Genomic DNA, 14173 nt, shown 5'->3' on the forward strand with positions numbered 1-14173 from the left:
CCTAACCTCTCTTTAAAAAAGGGAGGAATTCCCCCATTGCTGTCCCACAATTTTTCACAAGAGGAAGCTCATTTGAGCTTCCTCTTGTTTTATGGGTATTTTATCGGGTGAAAATAAAGCTTTTAAAGTTCTTCTTTCAAACAAATTCACTTGAATTATTCTGAGTAAACGTTGAACTGTCCAACCTGTTTTCCCTAAATGTTGAGCGAAACTCACCAATAAATAGGCGATCATCGCAATCCAGATTTGTGTCTGAATTGCGTTCCTGCTGCGGCCTAGAAACGCTTTTAATTTGAGATTCTGCTTAATCGCCTTAAAGAACAGCTCAACTTTCCAACGATCTTTATAAATCGCCGCAATGGTGGAGGCGGCTAAATGAAAGTTATTGCTGAGAAAGCTAAAGTGCTTGCCACTTTGCTGATCTCTATATTCAATTCTTCTTAACACTGGGGCTTTTCTTTTTAGGGCATGTGCGCTATTCAGCTGAATGGTTTCATCTTTTAGAATACCTTTGGATTCAAGCACTGGATGTTGCTGGATCACCTGATACACAGATTTAGGCCTAAAACGTGTGACAAATCCAATGTTTTGAGCAGTCAGATTTGCATACCATTGGTAATCGACATAGCCTTTATCAAAAACTACAATGCTGCCAGCAGGAAACTGGAATTTGCGGCCTTGTACCATGTCATTTTCTTTGCCATTTTCAACTGCAACAAACTCAGGAATATCATTGCTGTGATTCAATCCTATGCTGAGTTTCATGCTGGCTTTTGAGTCGTGAACTTTGGCCCATTCACATAAGGAAAGCGACAGGTCAATATGACTGGCATCCAAGGAATACAAGGGATTCTTAAAGCGAAATTTATGAGCTACTTTTGAGTGTTCATAGTATTTAAGCAACTTGTAAAATAGCTGTTGATACAAGGCAGCAGGCTGCTGCTCATTGATTCGTGCCAGCGTGCTTCGGGGAATAGACTTTGCTCCGAGATGACTTAGCTTTTCCTGTTGGCACTCCAAATTGGATTGAATATCTCTCAGACTTTGCCTACAAGAGAATTGAGACATCAATATGGCAATAAACTGATCCCACCGGGAAGCCGCTCTAAATTTCTGTCCAACATGGTGTACTTTAGCAAGTTGTTCAAAATCCTGTCGCACAACAGGTTTAATTAGCTCATGAAATACGGTATTCTGATGTAACAAAACCTGAATCCTGGTCGTTAAAGTGTTTGTTTGCACTCATATTTTAACTGTTAGGACTCAGGTTTTTTTATTTAAAGCAAACTATGGGACAGCAGTGGGAATTCCCCTCCTTTTAGGAGGGGTTAGGGGAGGTAAATATTCTAAAAAATTTAAAAACTATTCCGGCATATTCAGCCAATGTGGACCTAAGGGTAACTCCGGTAATTCAAACTGCGCCGGATAGTCAGCATGAATAAAATACAAACCATCTGCTGGTGCAGTCACGCCTGCGGCTTTACGATCTTCGGCAGCGAAAATAGTATCAATATGATCGGCAGCGTACATACCCTGACCAATTTCCAGTAAACAGCCCATGATATTGCGCACCATATGGTGCAGAAAGCCATCGGCTTGAATATCCAATACCAGATATTGACCATGCTGAATCAGGTGGCAATGGCTGACATGACGAACGGGCTGATTGGACTGACAGGCTGCGGCGCGGAAGCTTTCAAAGTTATGCGTGCCTTCAAACTTTTTCGCGGCGTATATCATCTGTTCAACATCAAGCGGTGCATAGACATGGGTGACCTGTTTATGCAGCAATGCCGGGCGTACAGGGTGGTTGTAGACCACATAGCGATAGCGGCGCGCCTGTGCCTTAAAACGGGCATGGAAGCTGTGATCCATTTCTTTGATCCACTGGATCGAGATGTCTTTAGGGAGTTGGCTATTGCAGCCCATCAGCCAGCCACGTTCAGAACGCACGGCATCAGTATCAAAATGTGCCACCATGTTGGTCGCATGTACCCCGGCATCCGTGCGGCCGGCACCCTGTAGGCTAATCGGTTGATCGGCAACTCGGCTCAGGACCCTTTCAATGGTTTCCTGTACGCTTGCAACTCCCGGCTGTTGAGTCTGCCATCCCCGATAATGCATCCCACAAAACTCAATTCCCACCGCAAAACGCTGCATAATGACCTCAAACCTTATTGATCGTACCAATGACGATGCCATTGCTCTACAGTGTCGTATTGTAAATACATTTTCAGGGCTTTTGCATACAGATCCGCATGTCCATAACTTTCATTCAGCAAAATTTTGCAGTGATTGACCCATTCGGCAATAGCATAGCGCTGATCCGTCGCACCAAAAGGCACTTGGGTGGTCAAGACGGAAATGCAGCCCTGCTCATAGAGTTGATCAATGAGCGCAATCATGGTGTCATTGACCGCCAGGTTGCCAGTGCCAAAACCTTGCAAAAATAGAAAATGCGGTGGTCGAGCCAAGAGGTTGTTCAAGTTATTCAGCTGCTGAGCCAGATCAATCGGCTGCATCATGATGCTCATGCAGTTGAATTCAGCCGCTTTCGCAATATCTTCTACCTTGACCTGATAACACGGTTGATGGGTCTGGATTGCGATATTGGCCTCAAGACCTGCAAAGGCATTTAACTCGGTAGTATGCTGTTTCAGTGCAGTTTGCGCATGTAGCAGCTGATGATGGAATGCCAGATAGACTCCGGCGCTACAGGTGCTGACCGAATCTAATGCAAATTTCAGGTTATCCAGGGCATCGCTAAATTCACGCTGTTCATTGTCTTGAGCATTCAGCAACGGATATTGGCTACCGGTCAACACCACATGCGCCGAGTTTCCAATAAAATGTGCCAGTACTGCACTGGCATAACTCAGTGTATCTGTACCGTGAATAATCACAAAATGCTGGATCTGCCGCGATTGCAATTGCTGAATAAACTGTACCAGTTGCAACCAGTCGGTTGCTGTACAGGCACTACTGTCCTTAATAGCGGGTGCATGATAGCATTCGACGAAATAATGCTCTGCGAGTATCTGTTCGAGCTTTGGAATAAATAAATCAGCAGGCATCGGTGCAAGAGGGTCTCCCACACAGCCGAATGTGCCGCCCATATAAATTAATGCAATATTTTTTATCATAAAAAAAGCAGCCAATTATTGACTGCTTTAGTGTAAATCGAAATGCATCAAGATGCGATTTGATTCAGTAATTGCTCGGCGCGTTGTTGTTGCTCAGGAGTATATTCAGCTTCTCGCTCCGCAATGACTTCACGAGCAGCGGTATAGGCACCGAGTTGAATATATTGCTGGGCAAGATCCAGGTTAAGACTTGCTTCATTAACATCCAGTAATTCCGGGAAAGATTGCACCAGCGGATCATGCTGGTCTATCGTTGCCTGAGCTGGTGTAGCAGGAAGATCGAAATTCATCGCTGTCGCAGCAGGTGCTTCTGGCGTGGTTTCCAAATGATCTAATTTAAAATCCATGCCTGATAGATTGGTTTGTGACGCTGGTTCTGCCACAGGTGCTGCAGCTGTCAAGCTAGACAGGTCAAACTCAGTCGCTGGCACAGCCGTTTTTTCAGCTGCTGGTACAGGTGTGTCAAGTGAGAATGAAAAATCGAGAGGCTTGATTTCCTCAGTCACAGTTGGTGCTGTTTCTACTGGAGCAGATTGTTCCAAATCCAGTTTAAAGTCTAAGACAGGTGCCGTTTCTGTTACTGCTGTAGTTTGAATATCTGTAGATGTACTCTGAAATTCAAAATCTACAGAAGGAGCAGCAGGTACAGGAGCCTCTTCAGCTTTTGGTGTTTCTACTGGGGTAGTCTTTGGTTCAAAATTAAATTCAAGTGGCTGAATATCTGTTACAGGTTCTGCAACAGGGGCCGGCTTGCTTGATTGAAAGTCCTGCTGCAATTGTTCAAATGCCAGTTCATTTGAAGGGGCCGGTGCAACCAGATCGGCAAAAGCATCTGAAGTTGAAGTAGCTTCCTGCGCAGAAGAAGTTTTAGGCTGGGCACTTGGGAAATCAATGGTATCTTGTACAGCAGATGAAGATTTTTCAAATTCACGCTGTTTCGCTTCAGCTTGCGCCAGAATCTCATCTAAATGCAAAGAGCGGATATGGTTGAGCAGCTGTGAAATCGCAAACTCATCTTTTTGTAAGATATGAATATCCAATAACAACAGATAGAGTTCATGCTGGGAATTATCCCGATTCAGTGCCTGATTAATCTGTGCTTCGGCCGCAAAAAAATTACGTTCCTGAATCAGGCCTTCAATTTTCTTGCATGTTTCTGCTGATAATGGCGTTGCTGATTTTTTTGTGACCCCGACTGGCTCCACTACTTTGGTTCTTTGTGGAGCAGCTTTTGAAGCAGAGCCAGGTTTTTTCGCTTTTACCGTTTTAGTTTTTGCTTTATCTGATTCTTGAGCATCTTGTCGTTTTTTAAAGACAATTAATACGATGATCAATATCACTAATGGAATCACATAAATCAGCATGTTTTACCCCTTGGGGATAGAGTAGTTTAAGTTCGCCTATCCCAATAAATCGTCATGTGTAACTTTTTAATTAATTGGCTTCTTATCTGCTTGTTGGGCTTTGAGCTGTTGTTGTAGCTGGGCCAGACGCGCATTTAATAACTGAATTCTGTGATCCTTCTGATTGAGTGCCAATTCTAATTCAGTTACGTTTCTCTGTAATTTAACGGTTTTTTCTCGGGCTGTCATAACTTTTAATGACAATTCCTTTGATGTTTGATTGCGTTCTGTGTTCTGGTTTGCAGAAACTTGCCCGGAATCGCGCTGGTTCTCAGCCACTAGGCTCATTTCTGCCTGATTCAGGCGGTATTTAGTCTTGCCAGTAGGCTTAGACGGTAGCTCGGTTTGCTTTGCCGCAGTGACTTTAATAGGCGCAGGTGTAGGATGAGTCGTATTTAAGTTCAATGCAGCACCTTTACGTAGACGATTGGCATTTCCTCCAATAAAAGCATGCTCATTGTCTTTTTTAATTTGTTGCATGACTTCATTGACCGGGCGCTGCTGCTGTTGAGCAATTCGTGAGGCAATTCCCCACAGTGACTCATTGGATTGAACTACATAAGTAGGTTGAGTCTGATTCGGAGTTGCTTTGACTGGTGAAGCTTTTGTAGTAACTGGAGCTGGAGTTTTCACCGGATTAGCTGATCCAGTTGATTTTCTGGCTTGTTCCTCAGCAAATTTTTTCACCAATGGATCACTGGAAGCAGTTTGATGATCAGAATGGGACTCTACAGCTTTCTGCATATTTGCTTTATTTGGTGCTGATGCACTTTGATTTGCTGGTATCGTACTGGTTGGTTTGTTTGTAGTCGAGGCTGCTGCAGGAGCCGGCGATGCAAGAGTTGCTTGTGAGGTCTTTACTGAATCTGAAAGCGCCGCTGCAGTTTTAACTGGGGCTTGAATATCGGGTGCAGTTACAGCCTCGCTTTTAAGCACAGGCGCAATCGCTTGCGCCTGAATCGCTGGACTTGATGTCATTACAGCTGGTGCAAATGCAGTTTTAGGAATGGAAATATTCGATAATACAGGTGGTGCTGTGCGTTGCAATGCCAATGGCTTTTCTAAAACCGGTGGCTTATTTGAGGCAGCGGAAGCTGCTGTACTGTAATGGCTACTTACGGGTAAGTTGAGTGCAATATCTTTTTCACTGACGACGACAACTGGTGCAAGCGGGCGTTCATTCTGTTTGAGACTAGCTTTTAATAAATCAGTTTTAGCTTGTAAGGGCGTACGGATATGTTGCAGACGTGCAGCATTGCCTTCCTTGATTTTGACAATAATATTCAGCTCGCGCTCTGTCATGGGGCGAGAAGAAGTAATAGTAATAACCCCGGTGCCATTATTGCTGCGCCGAGTAAAAAAGTTCAGATGACCAGGTGGCTGATGCGATGCACCTATCGAGAGTAAATCTTCAGGTGAAGCCAGACTGACTTCAATCGGCAAATTGATATCAGACTGCCGAAAAGTCATTTCTGCGTAGAGTAATTCCCCTGGGGCAGACTGAATCTGAACCGGATCTACATTAATCGCATAAATATTTTGTGAAGCGACAATGGCTAAAATGGCAAGCTTTAATTTGTTATATACAGTCATCTTAATCGTGAGCTCAGTCATTATCGCATAGCGAAAATTATAGATTAACGGGATGTTTGTTTTTTGTAAAATACTTACGCAATAGTTACATAAAAAAGCCGATCAATAAAGATCGGCTTTTGGCTTTATATCCAAAGGATATTAGGCATTTTTATAATCAATCAGAATACGCAGCATACGGCGTAACGGCTCAGCGGCACCCCAAAGCAACTGGTCACCTACAGTGAATGCACCCAGATATTCTTTACCCATGTTCAGCTTGCGCAGACGGCCTACTGGAACGCTTAAAGTACCTGTTACAGCAACAGGCGTCAGATCAGTCATCGATGCTTCACGAGTATTTGGAACCACTTTAGACCAGTCATTGGCACGTGCAATGATGTCTTCGATTTCATCCAAAGGTACATCTTTTTTCAATTTCAGGGTTAATGCCTGAGAGTGACAACGCATGGCACCAATACGCACACAGTGACCATCAATCGGTACGATCTGCTGATTGCCCAGAATCTTGTTGGTTTCAACCTGACCTTTCCATTCTTCTTTCGACTGGCCGCTTTCCAGCTGCTTGTCGATATAAGGAATGAGTGAGCCAGCCAAAGGAACGCCAAAGTTTGCAGACGGGAAGCCTTCACCACGTTGTAATTCAGCAATTCTAGAGTCGATATCCAGAATTGGAGAACGCGGATCATCTAGCAACTCTTTGGTATTGTTATATAAATAACCCATACCATTGATCAGTTCACGCATGTTCTGTGCGCCTGCACCTGAAGCGGCCTGATAGGTCATTGAAGTTGCCCATTCCACCAGATTGTTCTGGAACAGACCGCCCAAGCCCATCAGCATCAAGGAAACTGTGCAATTACCGCCGACAAAAGTCTTGGTGCCTTTGACCAGACCGTCTTTGATCACATGCATGTTCACCGGATCAAGTACGATGATGGCTTCATCATCCATACGTAAGGTCGATGCTGCATCAATCCAGTAACCGTTCCAGCCTTCAGCTTTCAGTTTCGGGAAAACTTCAGAGGTATATTCGCCACCTTGACAGGTAATAATGACATCCATTTGCTTCAGACTGTTAATGTCTGATGCATCCATAAGTGCTGGGGCGGTCTTACCGCCAAATGCCGGCGCTTCACCGCCTGCATTACTGGTAGAGAAATAGAATGGCTCAAAATGAGCAAAATCATTCTCTTCAACCATACGTTGCATAAGGACGGAACCAACCATCCCGCGCCAACCGACCAGACCTACTTTCATGTCACTTTGCCTCGGTGCGTTAAAAAATCAAAAGGGATTCGAGTGTACCAAAAAGGGACTCAACTGCAAGAGCTACACAATCAAAACATCAATATTCTTGAGAGAAATATCTGCTTTATGATACATACAAAATTGATAACGTCATTTTTCTTTTAGAAAAAATAATAACTTAATTAAGAGCGCAGTTTATGATATGGGTTATCCAAATTCTGGCAATCATTGTCATTTGGTTAAGTTTTTGGTCACTGATACCACGCGATGAATGGTGGATTCGGGGTGCGGATTTCCCACGCTTACAAATTCTGGTATTGGGCTTTATCGCCTTTATTCTTTTTCTCCTGGTTGATCATCCCTGGAACTGGTTGAATCAGCTGCTTTTTATCGGTCTGATGGCAGCTTTGGCCTATCAGTTGAAAATGGTATTGCCCTATACCTTTATCTGGAAAAAACAGGTCAAGCAGGTCAAGCATGATCAGCTGGATCCGCAACGTCAGATTTCCCTGGTCGTTTCCAATGTACTTACTACCAATACCAAATATCATTTACTGATCGAGCAGATCCAGATTCATCAGCCAGATCTGGTTTTGACTCTGGAAACCGATCAAAACTGGCAAAATGCACTCTCGGTGATTGAAGCTGATTATCCTTATCGCGTGCCTGTGCCTTTGGATAATCTGTATGGCATGCATCTATATAGCAAGCTCGAACTGAGTGAAACTGAGGTTAAATTTATTCTGAGTGATGAAATTCCCTCCATTCATACCACGGTGATTTTACGCTCAGGACAACCGGTACAGCTCTACTGTCTGCATCCCAAACCACCCAGTCCGACCGAGGCCAAGGATTCTACCTTGCGTGATGCTGAACTGCTGATTGTCGGTGATCAGATTAAAGATCTGGATGAAAGCTGTATCGTCATGGGCGATCTGAATGACGTGGCCTGGTCACGTACCACACGCCTGTTTCAACGCATTAGTGGGCTGCTGGATCCGCGGGTAGGACGTCATTATGTGAATACTTTTCACGCAGATTATCCTTTTTTCCGCTGGTCGCTGGATCACGTCTTTCATAGTACCGATTTTGCCTTGGTACACATGGAGCGTTTACCGCATGTAGGTTCTGACCATTTTCCGGTCTTTCTGGTATTACAAACCGGTCGGGTATTCGAGCATATTCAGGAAGAATTAGAACAAACTGATAAAGATGAGCAGGAAGCACAAAAAGCCATTGAAGAGGGCATTCAGAAAGCAGAGAAAGAGGAAAAAATAGTCACTGATGAAGTTGCCCTGGCTTATAAAGAAGGGGGCAAAATCTCATAGGTTTTTAGAAGAAAAGTGTACGATATTGCTTACAACAGTTTACGCTTCTTGCGAATGGGCAGGGGTTGGGAATCTGGGTATTCTAGGTTTATCAGCACAGGGAGTCGAGAAAGGATATTCTCATAAGGAAGACGAAGCTGAATGAAAACATCATGGATATGATGCTGAAAGGGAAATCACAAAAAAGCAGAACGAATTATAATATGTGAAAGCACAACCTCATTAACCCGAGTTTTACAGGATGTAGAGCTCGGGTTAAATTATTTCAATTACTTAAACATGATTTTAAGCTATAGCCCTTCAAATTCCGTGATCAAATCGATTTAGTAAATTGATTTATAACCTTCAGGGCGAGTCTTAAAACGGCGGTGGAACCACATATATTGGGTCGGTGCGATGCGCAACTGCTGCTCAATCACCCGGTTCACGCGAGTGGCATCTTCAACTTCATTCTCACTAGGGAAGTTTTCCAGTGCCGGTTCAATGAGCACATGGTAGCGCGGATTGTTAATATCGCCATGACGGTAGAAATATAAAGGAATTGCAGCCGCTTTGGTCATTTTCAGTAAACGGCGATGTGCGGTTACAGTCGCCGCAGGCACGCCAAAAAAAGGTGCCATCACGCCTTGTTTTAAACCATAATCCTGATCCGGACTGTACCAGATCGCATGGCCATTTTTCAGGTTACGTACCAGACCGCGCATATCATCATGGTCAATCTGATTGGCATAAATTGTGGCGCGACAACGGTAAATCAGCATGTCCAAAAGTGGATTATTCTGCGGACGATAGACTACATCCGGTTCAAAATATTGTGCGCAAAGATAACCACCCGCATCGAGCAAAGTTGAATGCGTGCCTAATAACAGCATGCCTTGGCCTGCGGCTTGTGCCTTCTGAATATGTTCCAAGCCTTCAATACTGACGCGGCCCTGAAACCATTTCGGACTGTACCAGGCATTCAGCGTCTCAAACACCCCCAGCATTTGATCGATAAATACCTGACGGGCATTGTCCTGTACCTGCTTTTCAGACCATTCGGGAAAGCAGACTTCCAGATTACGCAGCGTGGTTTCACGGCGTGATTTCAAGTATTTAAAAGAAAGGTGGCCCAGCAGGGACGCCAGACGATGCTGAATGGCCCAAGGTAAGATCGCCAGAATCATCAGGAAAATAATGCCTAGCCATTTGCCCCAATATTGAGGTAACAGGAATGACCATTGAAATTCACCGGGTTGATATGCAGGCTGAGTACTCATAAAACAATTTAGGGCCAAAAGATTAAATGCAGTCTAACAGAGAAGATTATTGAAATAAAAAAGCATCTGTACGAATACAGATGCTTTAGTAAAAGCTCGGGGAATATTTAGCCGTTACTTAGGTTGTCCAGTTCTTCCCAACGCTCTAATTTTTCCAGTAACAGCTCATCAATTTCGGATAAGCGTTTAGACAGTTTCAGTGCTTTATCGGAATCAGTCACAAATAAAGAGCCATCAGCCAGTTGTGCATTGATCTCGACCTGCTCTTTTTCTAGCGCTTCCATCTCAGCTGGAAGCTGTTCGAGTGCACGCTGGTCCTTGTAGCTAAGCTTAACTTTCTTGGCAGCGACCGGTGCCGCCTCAGCTTCTGCTTTGGCCATGGCTTTTTTCACGGCACTTTTTTGGTCAACCACGGTTTGATCCGGGCGCTGTTCAAGATAATCCTGATAACCGCCAACATATTCGTCAATATTGCCCTTACCATCAAAGACCCAAGTGGATGTTACCACGTTGTCCATAAAGGCACGGTCATGCGAGATCAACAGCAGGGTGCCTTTGTAGCCACCCAGCATCTCTTCCAGTAACTCTAAAGTCACCATATCCAGGTCGTTGGTTGGCTCATCCATCACAATCAGGTTCGATGGTTTCAGCAACAGTTTCGCTAGCAGGATACGGTTGCGCTCACCACCTGACAAAGCTTTGACTGGGGTACGGGCACGTTCTGGCGAAAACAGGAAATCTTGTAAATAACTATAGATATGACGACGGTTACCATTCACATCCACGTGGTCAGAACCTTCTGAGACGTTATCTTTAACAGATTTTTCCAGATCCAGCGCATTACGGAGCTGGTCGAAATAGGCCACTTCTAACTGCGTACCGGTCTTCACCGTACCGCCATGTTCTAGCTCGCCCAGAATGGCTTTAATGAGGGTAGTTTTACCGACACCGTTATCACCGACCAGACCGATACGGTCGCCACGGAGGACAAGTGCAGAGAAGTTGTTGATGATCGGTGCATTGTCACCGAATTTCACACTCAGGTTCTCAATTTCAAACACCAGTTTGCCGGAACGGTTGGCATCCTGAGTCGCCATCGTCACTTTACCTTGTTGCGAACGACGTGCTCTAGATTCTTCACGTAATGCTTTTAGGGCACGGACACGACCTTCGTTACGGGTACGACGGGCTTTAATCCCTTGACGGATCCAGACTTCTTCCTCAGCCAGCTTTTTATCGAACAGCGCATTTTGCTTTTCTTCAGCTTCCATTTGCTGGGCTTTCAGGTCTAGATAACGTGAATAGTTACCTTCATAACTACGCAGTTGACCACGATCCAGTTCAACAATACGGGTAGCAATGCTATCGACAAAGGCACGGTCATGCGAAATGAACAATAGGGTCAAATTATTTTGATCGAGCAGGAATTTTTCCAGCCATTCGATACTTTCAACGTCTAAATGGTTAGTCGGTTCGTCGAGTAACAGGACATCAGGTTGGGTAAGTAAAGCACGTGCTAGCAAGACACGACGTTTACGACCACCAGACAAATCGGCAAGATCTGCATCCGGGTCCAGGCCCATTTTGCTTAAAATCGAATTGACCTTGGTTTCCAGGGCCCAGCCATCCAGCTGATCCATTTTGTGTTGCAGGTTGCCCATACGATCACAGGCGTCCATGTCACCTAGTACACAAGCTTCACTGGCAGCATGATAAGCACGCAGAACTTCTGACGCTTCACCAGCGCCATCTGCCACGATATCAGCCACTTTACCTGAATCCATCGGTACATCTTGCGCCAGCATGGAAATGGTAATGCCGTTTTGTAATGAAACTTCGCCGTTGTCAGGCAGTAAACTTCCTTCAATCAGCTTAAGTAAGGTAGACTTACCCTCACCATTACGGCCAATCAAACACACTCGTTCGCCGCGTTCCAAGTTAAAATTCGCGCCGTCGAGCAGGGCGGGTCCACCAAACGCAAGTTGGACATCCCTAAGGGTAATATAGGCCATAATGTTTCCTGAAATCCCCAATGAGGACTTTAAATGACTAAACAACAAAATCTAAATGATCAGGCGTCATTTTCCGCACCCATTGAAGATTTGCAAGTGCGAATTGCATTTTTAGACGATTTAGTTGAACAGTTGAATGATCAGGTGGCCAAACAGACCCTGGAAATTGCTGACCTGAAAAAGCAAATGACGCTGTTATATCAACGTGTTGAGTCTTCAGATCTGTCTGAAGGCATAGCAGAATTTGATCCGGTTGCAGACCGACCACCGCATTATTAATTTGCAACCAATGATTTAATCAACAATAACCCTTAGCTGATCTAAGGGTTTTTTATTGAAAAATAAAAATGAGTCAATCTATAAGATGATAAAAAGAGAAGTATTTTTGTTTTGAATGGGCTTTTAAATTGCCTTAAACACGCATATAAAAGTAATAAAGTGCAACGCGATGATCAAGTGTAAAAGAATTTTCCTGTTGAAAACAAACATTCGCGCTTGCAAACAGATTTCTTGCCGGCATTTCATAAAATGCAGTTTGGCCCTCTGCCGAAACAGGGCTGCACCCATTCAGCCATAAAATTATTTGACCTTTCACTCACTTCCTACTCTAATACCGGCTCTCAGGTACATTCCGGAATTGCGTCCCATGCACCCAAAAGTTGTTCTACTCGACCTCGAAAATAATTTCCCTACAGCCAAGTTAATGCGTGAGATTGTGGCGCATTATTCGACTTTATATCTGTTTAGCTGTGCCGGAAAATTTGAATTCTCCTTAGAGGATTTAACCGAGCTTGCCGGCTGGATTAGCAGTGGTCAGGTGGTGGTACTGGACACGCCTGAATCGCCACAAAAAGAATATGAATATGCGGTCATTGTCGGTCAGCTTATGGCGCTACTGGAGCCGGAAACCGAGGTTGAATTGATCTCGGCGATGGACAGCTGCGAGATGTTGCAGCAGATGCTGCAAGCTTCTGATATTCCGTGTCACCTAATTCAGATTCAGCCTGATGAGACAAACATTCCAACCGATCAACCTAAAAATCATCTTCCGAGTCTGGATACCATCAAGAACAAACCTGCCTTGCAACTGGTGAAAAAATACTGTGATGCGTTAGGGAAAATGAGCGGCAAACCGAATACGGTGGAAACCCTAAAAAACTCAGTGGCGAATATTCTGCAAGTGATGCCGGTAAAAGCTCAGCATGTGGTCGGCATGTTGATTAACCTGAAAATCGTCAAACGCTATGATGAGCAAATCAGCTTCCGCAAAAAAGTTTTGAAACAATGGCTGCAACTCAATCTGGATGAACAAAGCCCGGTTGAAAATCCAAAACTGGATCAGGTCATTTCCCAACTGAAGGCAGAAGAAGCTCCAGTTGAATCTGAAATACTCAAGTCACCAATCCAGTCGGCACAGCAAGACCTGTTCAAGAACTTTGGCCGGATCGATCCGGTACAACTGGAAGTGGCGCGTAAACTGCGTGAATTGCAGGGCGATAAACCCAAAGACATTTATGAGCTGCGTGATTTACTGGAACAGTTATTTCCAAAATCGGACATCCGCTTGCTGCTGAAGGAGTTGATCGAGAAAGGTTATATTTACTGGAATGGTCACGAAATTTTATATAGTCATGAAATGTTCCTGAATTAATTTTATCGTGCAAACTTGCGTTTTATATTGTGCTTATGCAACTCTAATAATAGAACATAAAGGTTGAACTATGGAAAACACTGGAATCTGGGTGACGGTGGTCATCATCATTTTCGTCATAGGGTCGATTTTCGGGTTGCGCGTGAGCCCCCGAGAAAAAGCCTTGGGCCTGATGCGTGACAAAGCCCGTAAAATGGGTTTGCATCCACGTCTGGTGGTGGCACCGGACTGGACCAAAATCCCGAAGGCGACTGAAAGTCGTGCCAGTATGGTCGCGTACTACAGTGTGCTGATGCCAGATGCGCGTTTGCCCTTGATGCGCGCCCGTGTTGTCGATAATAAACTCGAAATCGTGCAGGGTGATGAGAAATTTAAAGATTTTCCCATTGCATTAAAAGGCATTTATGCTATTGATATGCAGGCCAACTGTGTCGGCATGTACTGGGATGAAGAAGCTGATTTAAGAGCGACCCAACTCGACGACATCAAAGCACTGTTACACGCTTTGGCTGAACTTTAATTTAGAAATAAAC

12 protein-coding genes are annotated in these 14173 nt (G+C 44.5%); 4 read left to right on the top strand and 8 right to left on the bottom strand.

Going from position 1 to position 14173, the window contains the following annotated elements; translation table 11 throughout:
* Positions 1 to 54: 54 nt before the first annotated feature.
* The 6 genes from F891_RS01710 to asd form a co-directional block, all read right to left on the bottom strand.
* Complete coding sequence (locus tag F891_RS01710) at positions 55 to 1206, bottom strand: IS4-like element ISAbe18 family transposase (RefSeq protein WP_005261725.1); 1152 nt, start codon at positions 1204 to 1206, stop codon at positions 55 to 57.
* Positions 1207 to 1362: 156 nt separating this feature from the next.
* Complete coding sequence (gene truA, locus F891_RS01715; RefSeq protein WP_005261726.1) at positions 1363 to 2160, bottom strand: tRNA pseudouridine(38-40) synthase TruA; 798 nt, start codon at positions 2158 to 2160, stop codon at positions 1363 to 1365.
* Between the two features lie 14 nt (positions 2161 to 2174).
* Positions 2175 to 3143: an asparaginase domain-containing protein gene (locus F891_RS01720; RefSeq protein WP_005261727.1), complete on the bottom strand. Its 969-nt coding sequence runs from the start codon at positions 3141 to 3143 to the stop codon at positions 2175 to 2177.
* 47 nt (positions 3144 to 3190) lie between these two features.
* The gene (locus F891_RS01725) at positions 3191 to 4507 is read right to left on the bottom strand and encodes a hypothetical protein (protein ID WP_005261728.1); all 1317 of its coding nucleotides are present in this window, start codon (positions 4505 to 4507) and stop codon (positions 3191 to 3193) included.
* A gap of 66 nt (positions 4508 to 4573) precedes the next feature.
* A complete protein-coding gene (locus tag F891_RS01730) occupies positions 4574 to 6160 on the bottom strand; it encodes a FimV/HubP-related protein (protein WP_004729474.1) in 1587 nt (528 codons plus the stop codon).
* Positions 6161 to 6280: 120 nt separating this feature from the next.
* Positions 6281 to 7399, bottom strand: coding sequence for an aspartate-semialdehyde dehydrogenase (gene asd, locus F891_RS01735; protein WP_005245919.1), 1119 nt, complete (start codon positions 7397 to 7399; stop codon positions 6281 to 6283).
* A gap of 188 nt (positions 7400 to 7587) precedes the next feature.
* Between asd and F891_RS01740 the strand changes: the two genes are divergently transcribed.
* Entirely contained in the window at positions 7588 to 8718 is a 1131-nt protein-coding gene (locus tag F891_RS01740) for an endonuclease/exonuclease/phosphatase family protein (RefSeq protein ID WP_005261736.1), read from the top strand.
* Positions 8719 to 9041: 323 nt separating this feature from the next.
* Here F891_RS01740 and F891_RS01745 read toward each other — a convergent pair whose 3' ends face one another.
* Positions 9042 to 9977: an LpxL/LpxP family acyltransferase gene (locus F891_RS01745; protein WP_005261737.1), complete on the bottom strand. Its 936-nt coding sequence runs from the start codon at positions 9975 to 9977 to the stop codon at positions 9042 to 9044.
* Positions 9978 to 10084: 107 nt separating this feature from the next.
* Positions 10085 to 11989 carry an ATP-binding cassette domain-containing protein gene (locus F891_RS01750; RefSeq protein ID WP_005261739.1) on the bottom strand — a complete coding sequence of 635 codons (1905 nt, stop codon included), beginning with the start codon at positions 11987 to 11989 and terminating at the stop codon, positions 10085 to 10087.
* A 33-nt stretch (positions 11990 to 12022) separates the two neighbouring features.
* Between F891_RS01750 and F891_RS01755 the strand changes: the two genes are divergently transcribed.
* The 3 genes from F891_RS01755 to F891_RS01765 all read left to right on the top strand — a co-directional run bounded on the left by F891_RS01755 (position 12023) and on the right by F891_RS01765 (position 14160).
* The gene (locus tag F891_RS01755) at positions 12023 to 12268 is read left to right on the top strand and encodes a SlyX family protein (protein ID WP_004278477.1); all 246 of its coding nucleotides are present in this window, start codon (positions 12023 to 12025) and stop codon (positions 12266 to 12268) included.
* A 367-nt stretch (positions 12269 to 12635) separates the two neighbouring features.
* Positions 12636 to 13640, top strand: a complete 1005-nt coding sequence (locus F891_RS01760; protein ID WP_005261740.1) for a hypothetical protein — start codon at positions 12636 to 12638, stop codon at positions 13638 to 13640.
* A 70-nt stretch (positions 13641 to 13710) separates the two neighbouring features.
* Positions 13711 to 14160, top strand: a complete 450-nt coding sequence (locus F891_RS01765; RefSeq protein ID WP_004647398.1) for a hypothetical protein — start codon at positions 13711 to 13713, stop codon at positions 14158 to 14160.
* Positions 14161 to 14173 lie beyond the last annotated feature (13 nt).

This window comes from Acinetobacter sp. CIP 101966 (assembly GCF_000369725.1).
In the GTDB taxonomy this organism is placed as follows: Bacteria; Pseudomonadota; Gammaproteobacteria; order Pseudomonadales; family Moraxellaceae; genus Acinetobacter; species Acinetobacter lwoffii_Q.

Coding starts and splice junctions, on each gene's coding strand:
- F891_RS01745 (WP_005261737.1), bottom strand. CDS start 9,977: ATGAGTACTCAGCCTGCATATCAACCCGGTGAATTTCAATGGTCATTC.
- F891_RS01765 (WP_004647398.1), top strand. CDS start 13,711: ATGGAAAACACTGGAATCTGGGTGACGGTGGTCATCATCATTTTCGTC.
- F891_RS01750 (WP_005261739.1), bottom strand. CDS start 11,989: ATGGCCTATATTACCCTTAGGGATGTCCAACTTGCGTTTGGTGGACCC.
- asd (WP_005245919.1), bottom strand. CDS start 7,399: ATGAAAGTAGGTCTGGTCGGTTGGCGCGGGATGGTTGGTTCCGTCCTT.
- truA (WP_005261726.1), bottom strand. CDS start 2,160: ATGCAGCGTTTTGCGGTGGGAATTGAGTTTTGTGGGATGCATTATCGG.
- F891_RS01720 (WP_005261727.1), bottom strand. CDS start 3,143: ATGATAAAAAATATTGCATTAATTTATATGGGCGGCACATTCGGCTGT.
- F891_RS01730 (WP_004729474.1), bottom strand. CDS start 6,160: ATGACTGAGCTCACGATTAAGATGACTGTATATAACAAATTAAAGCTT.
- F891_RS01740 (WP_005261736.1), top strand. CDS start 7,588: ATGATATGGGTTATCCAAATTCTGGCAATCATTGTCATTTGGTTAAGT.
- F891_RS01755 (WP_004278477.1), top strand. CDS start 12,023: ATGACTAAACAACAAAATCTAAATGATCAGGCGTCATTTTCCGCACCC.
- F891_RS01725 (WP_005261728.1), bottom strand. CDS start 4,507: ATGCTGATTTATGTGATTCCATTAGTGATATTGATCATCGTATTAATT.
- F891_RS01760 (WP_005261740.1), top strand. CDS start 12,636: ATGCACCCAAAAGTTGTTCTACTCGACCTCGAAAATAATTTCCCTACA.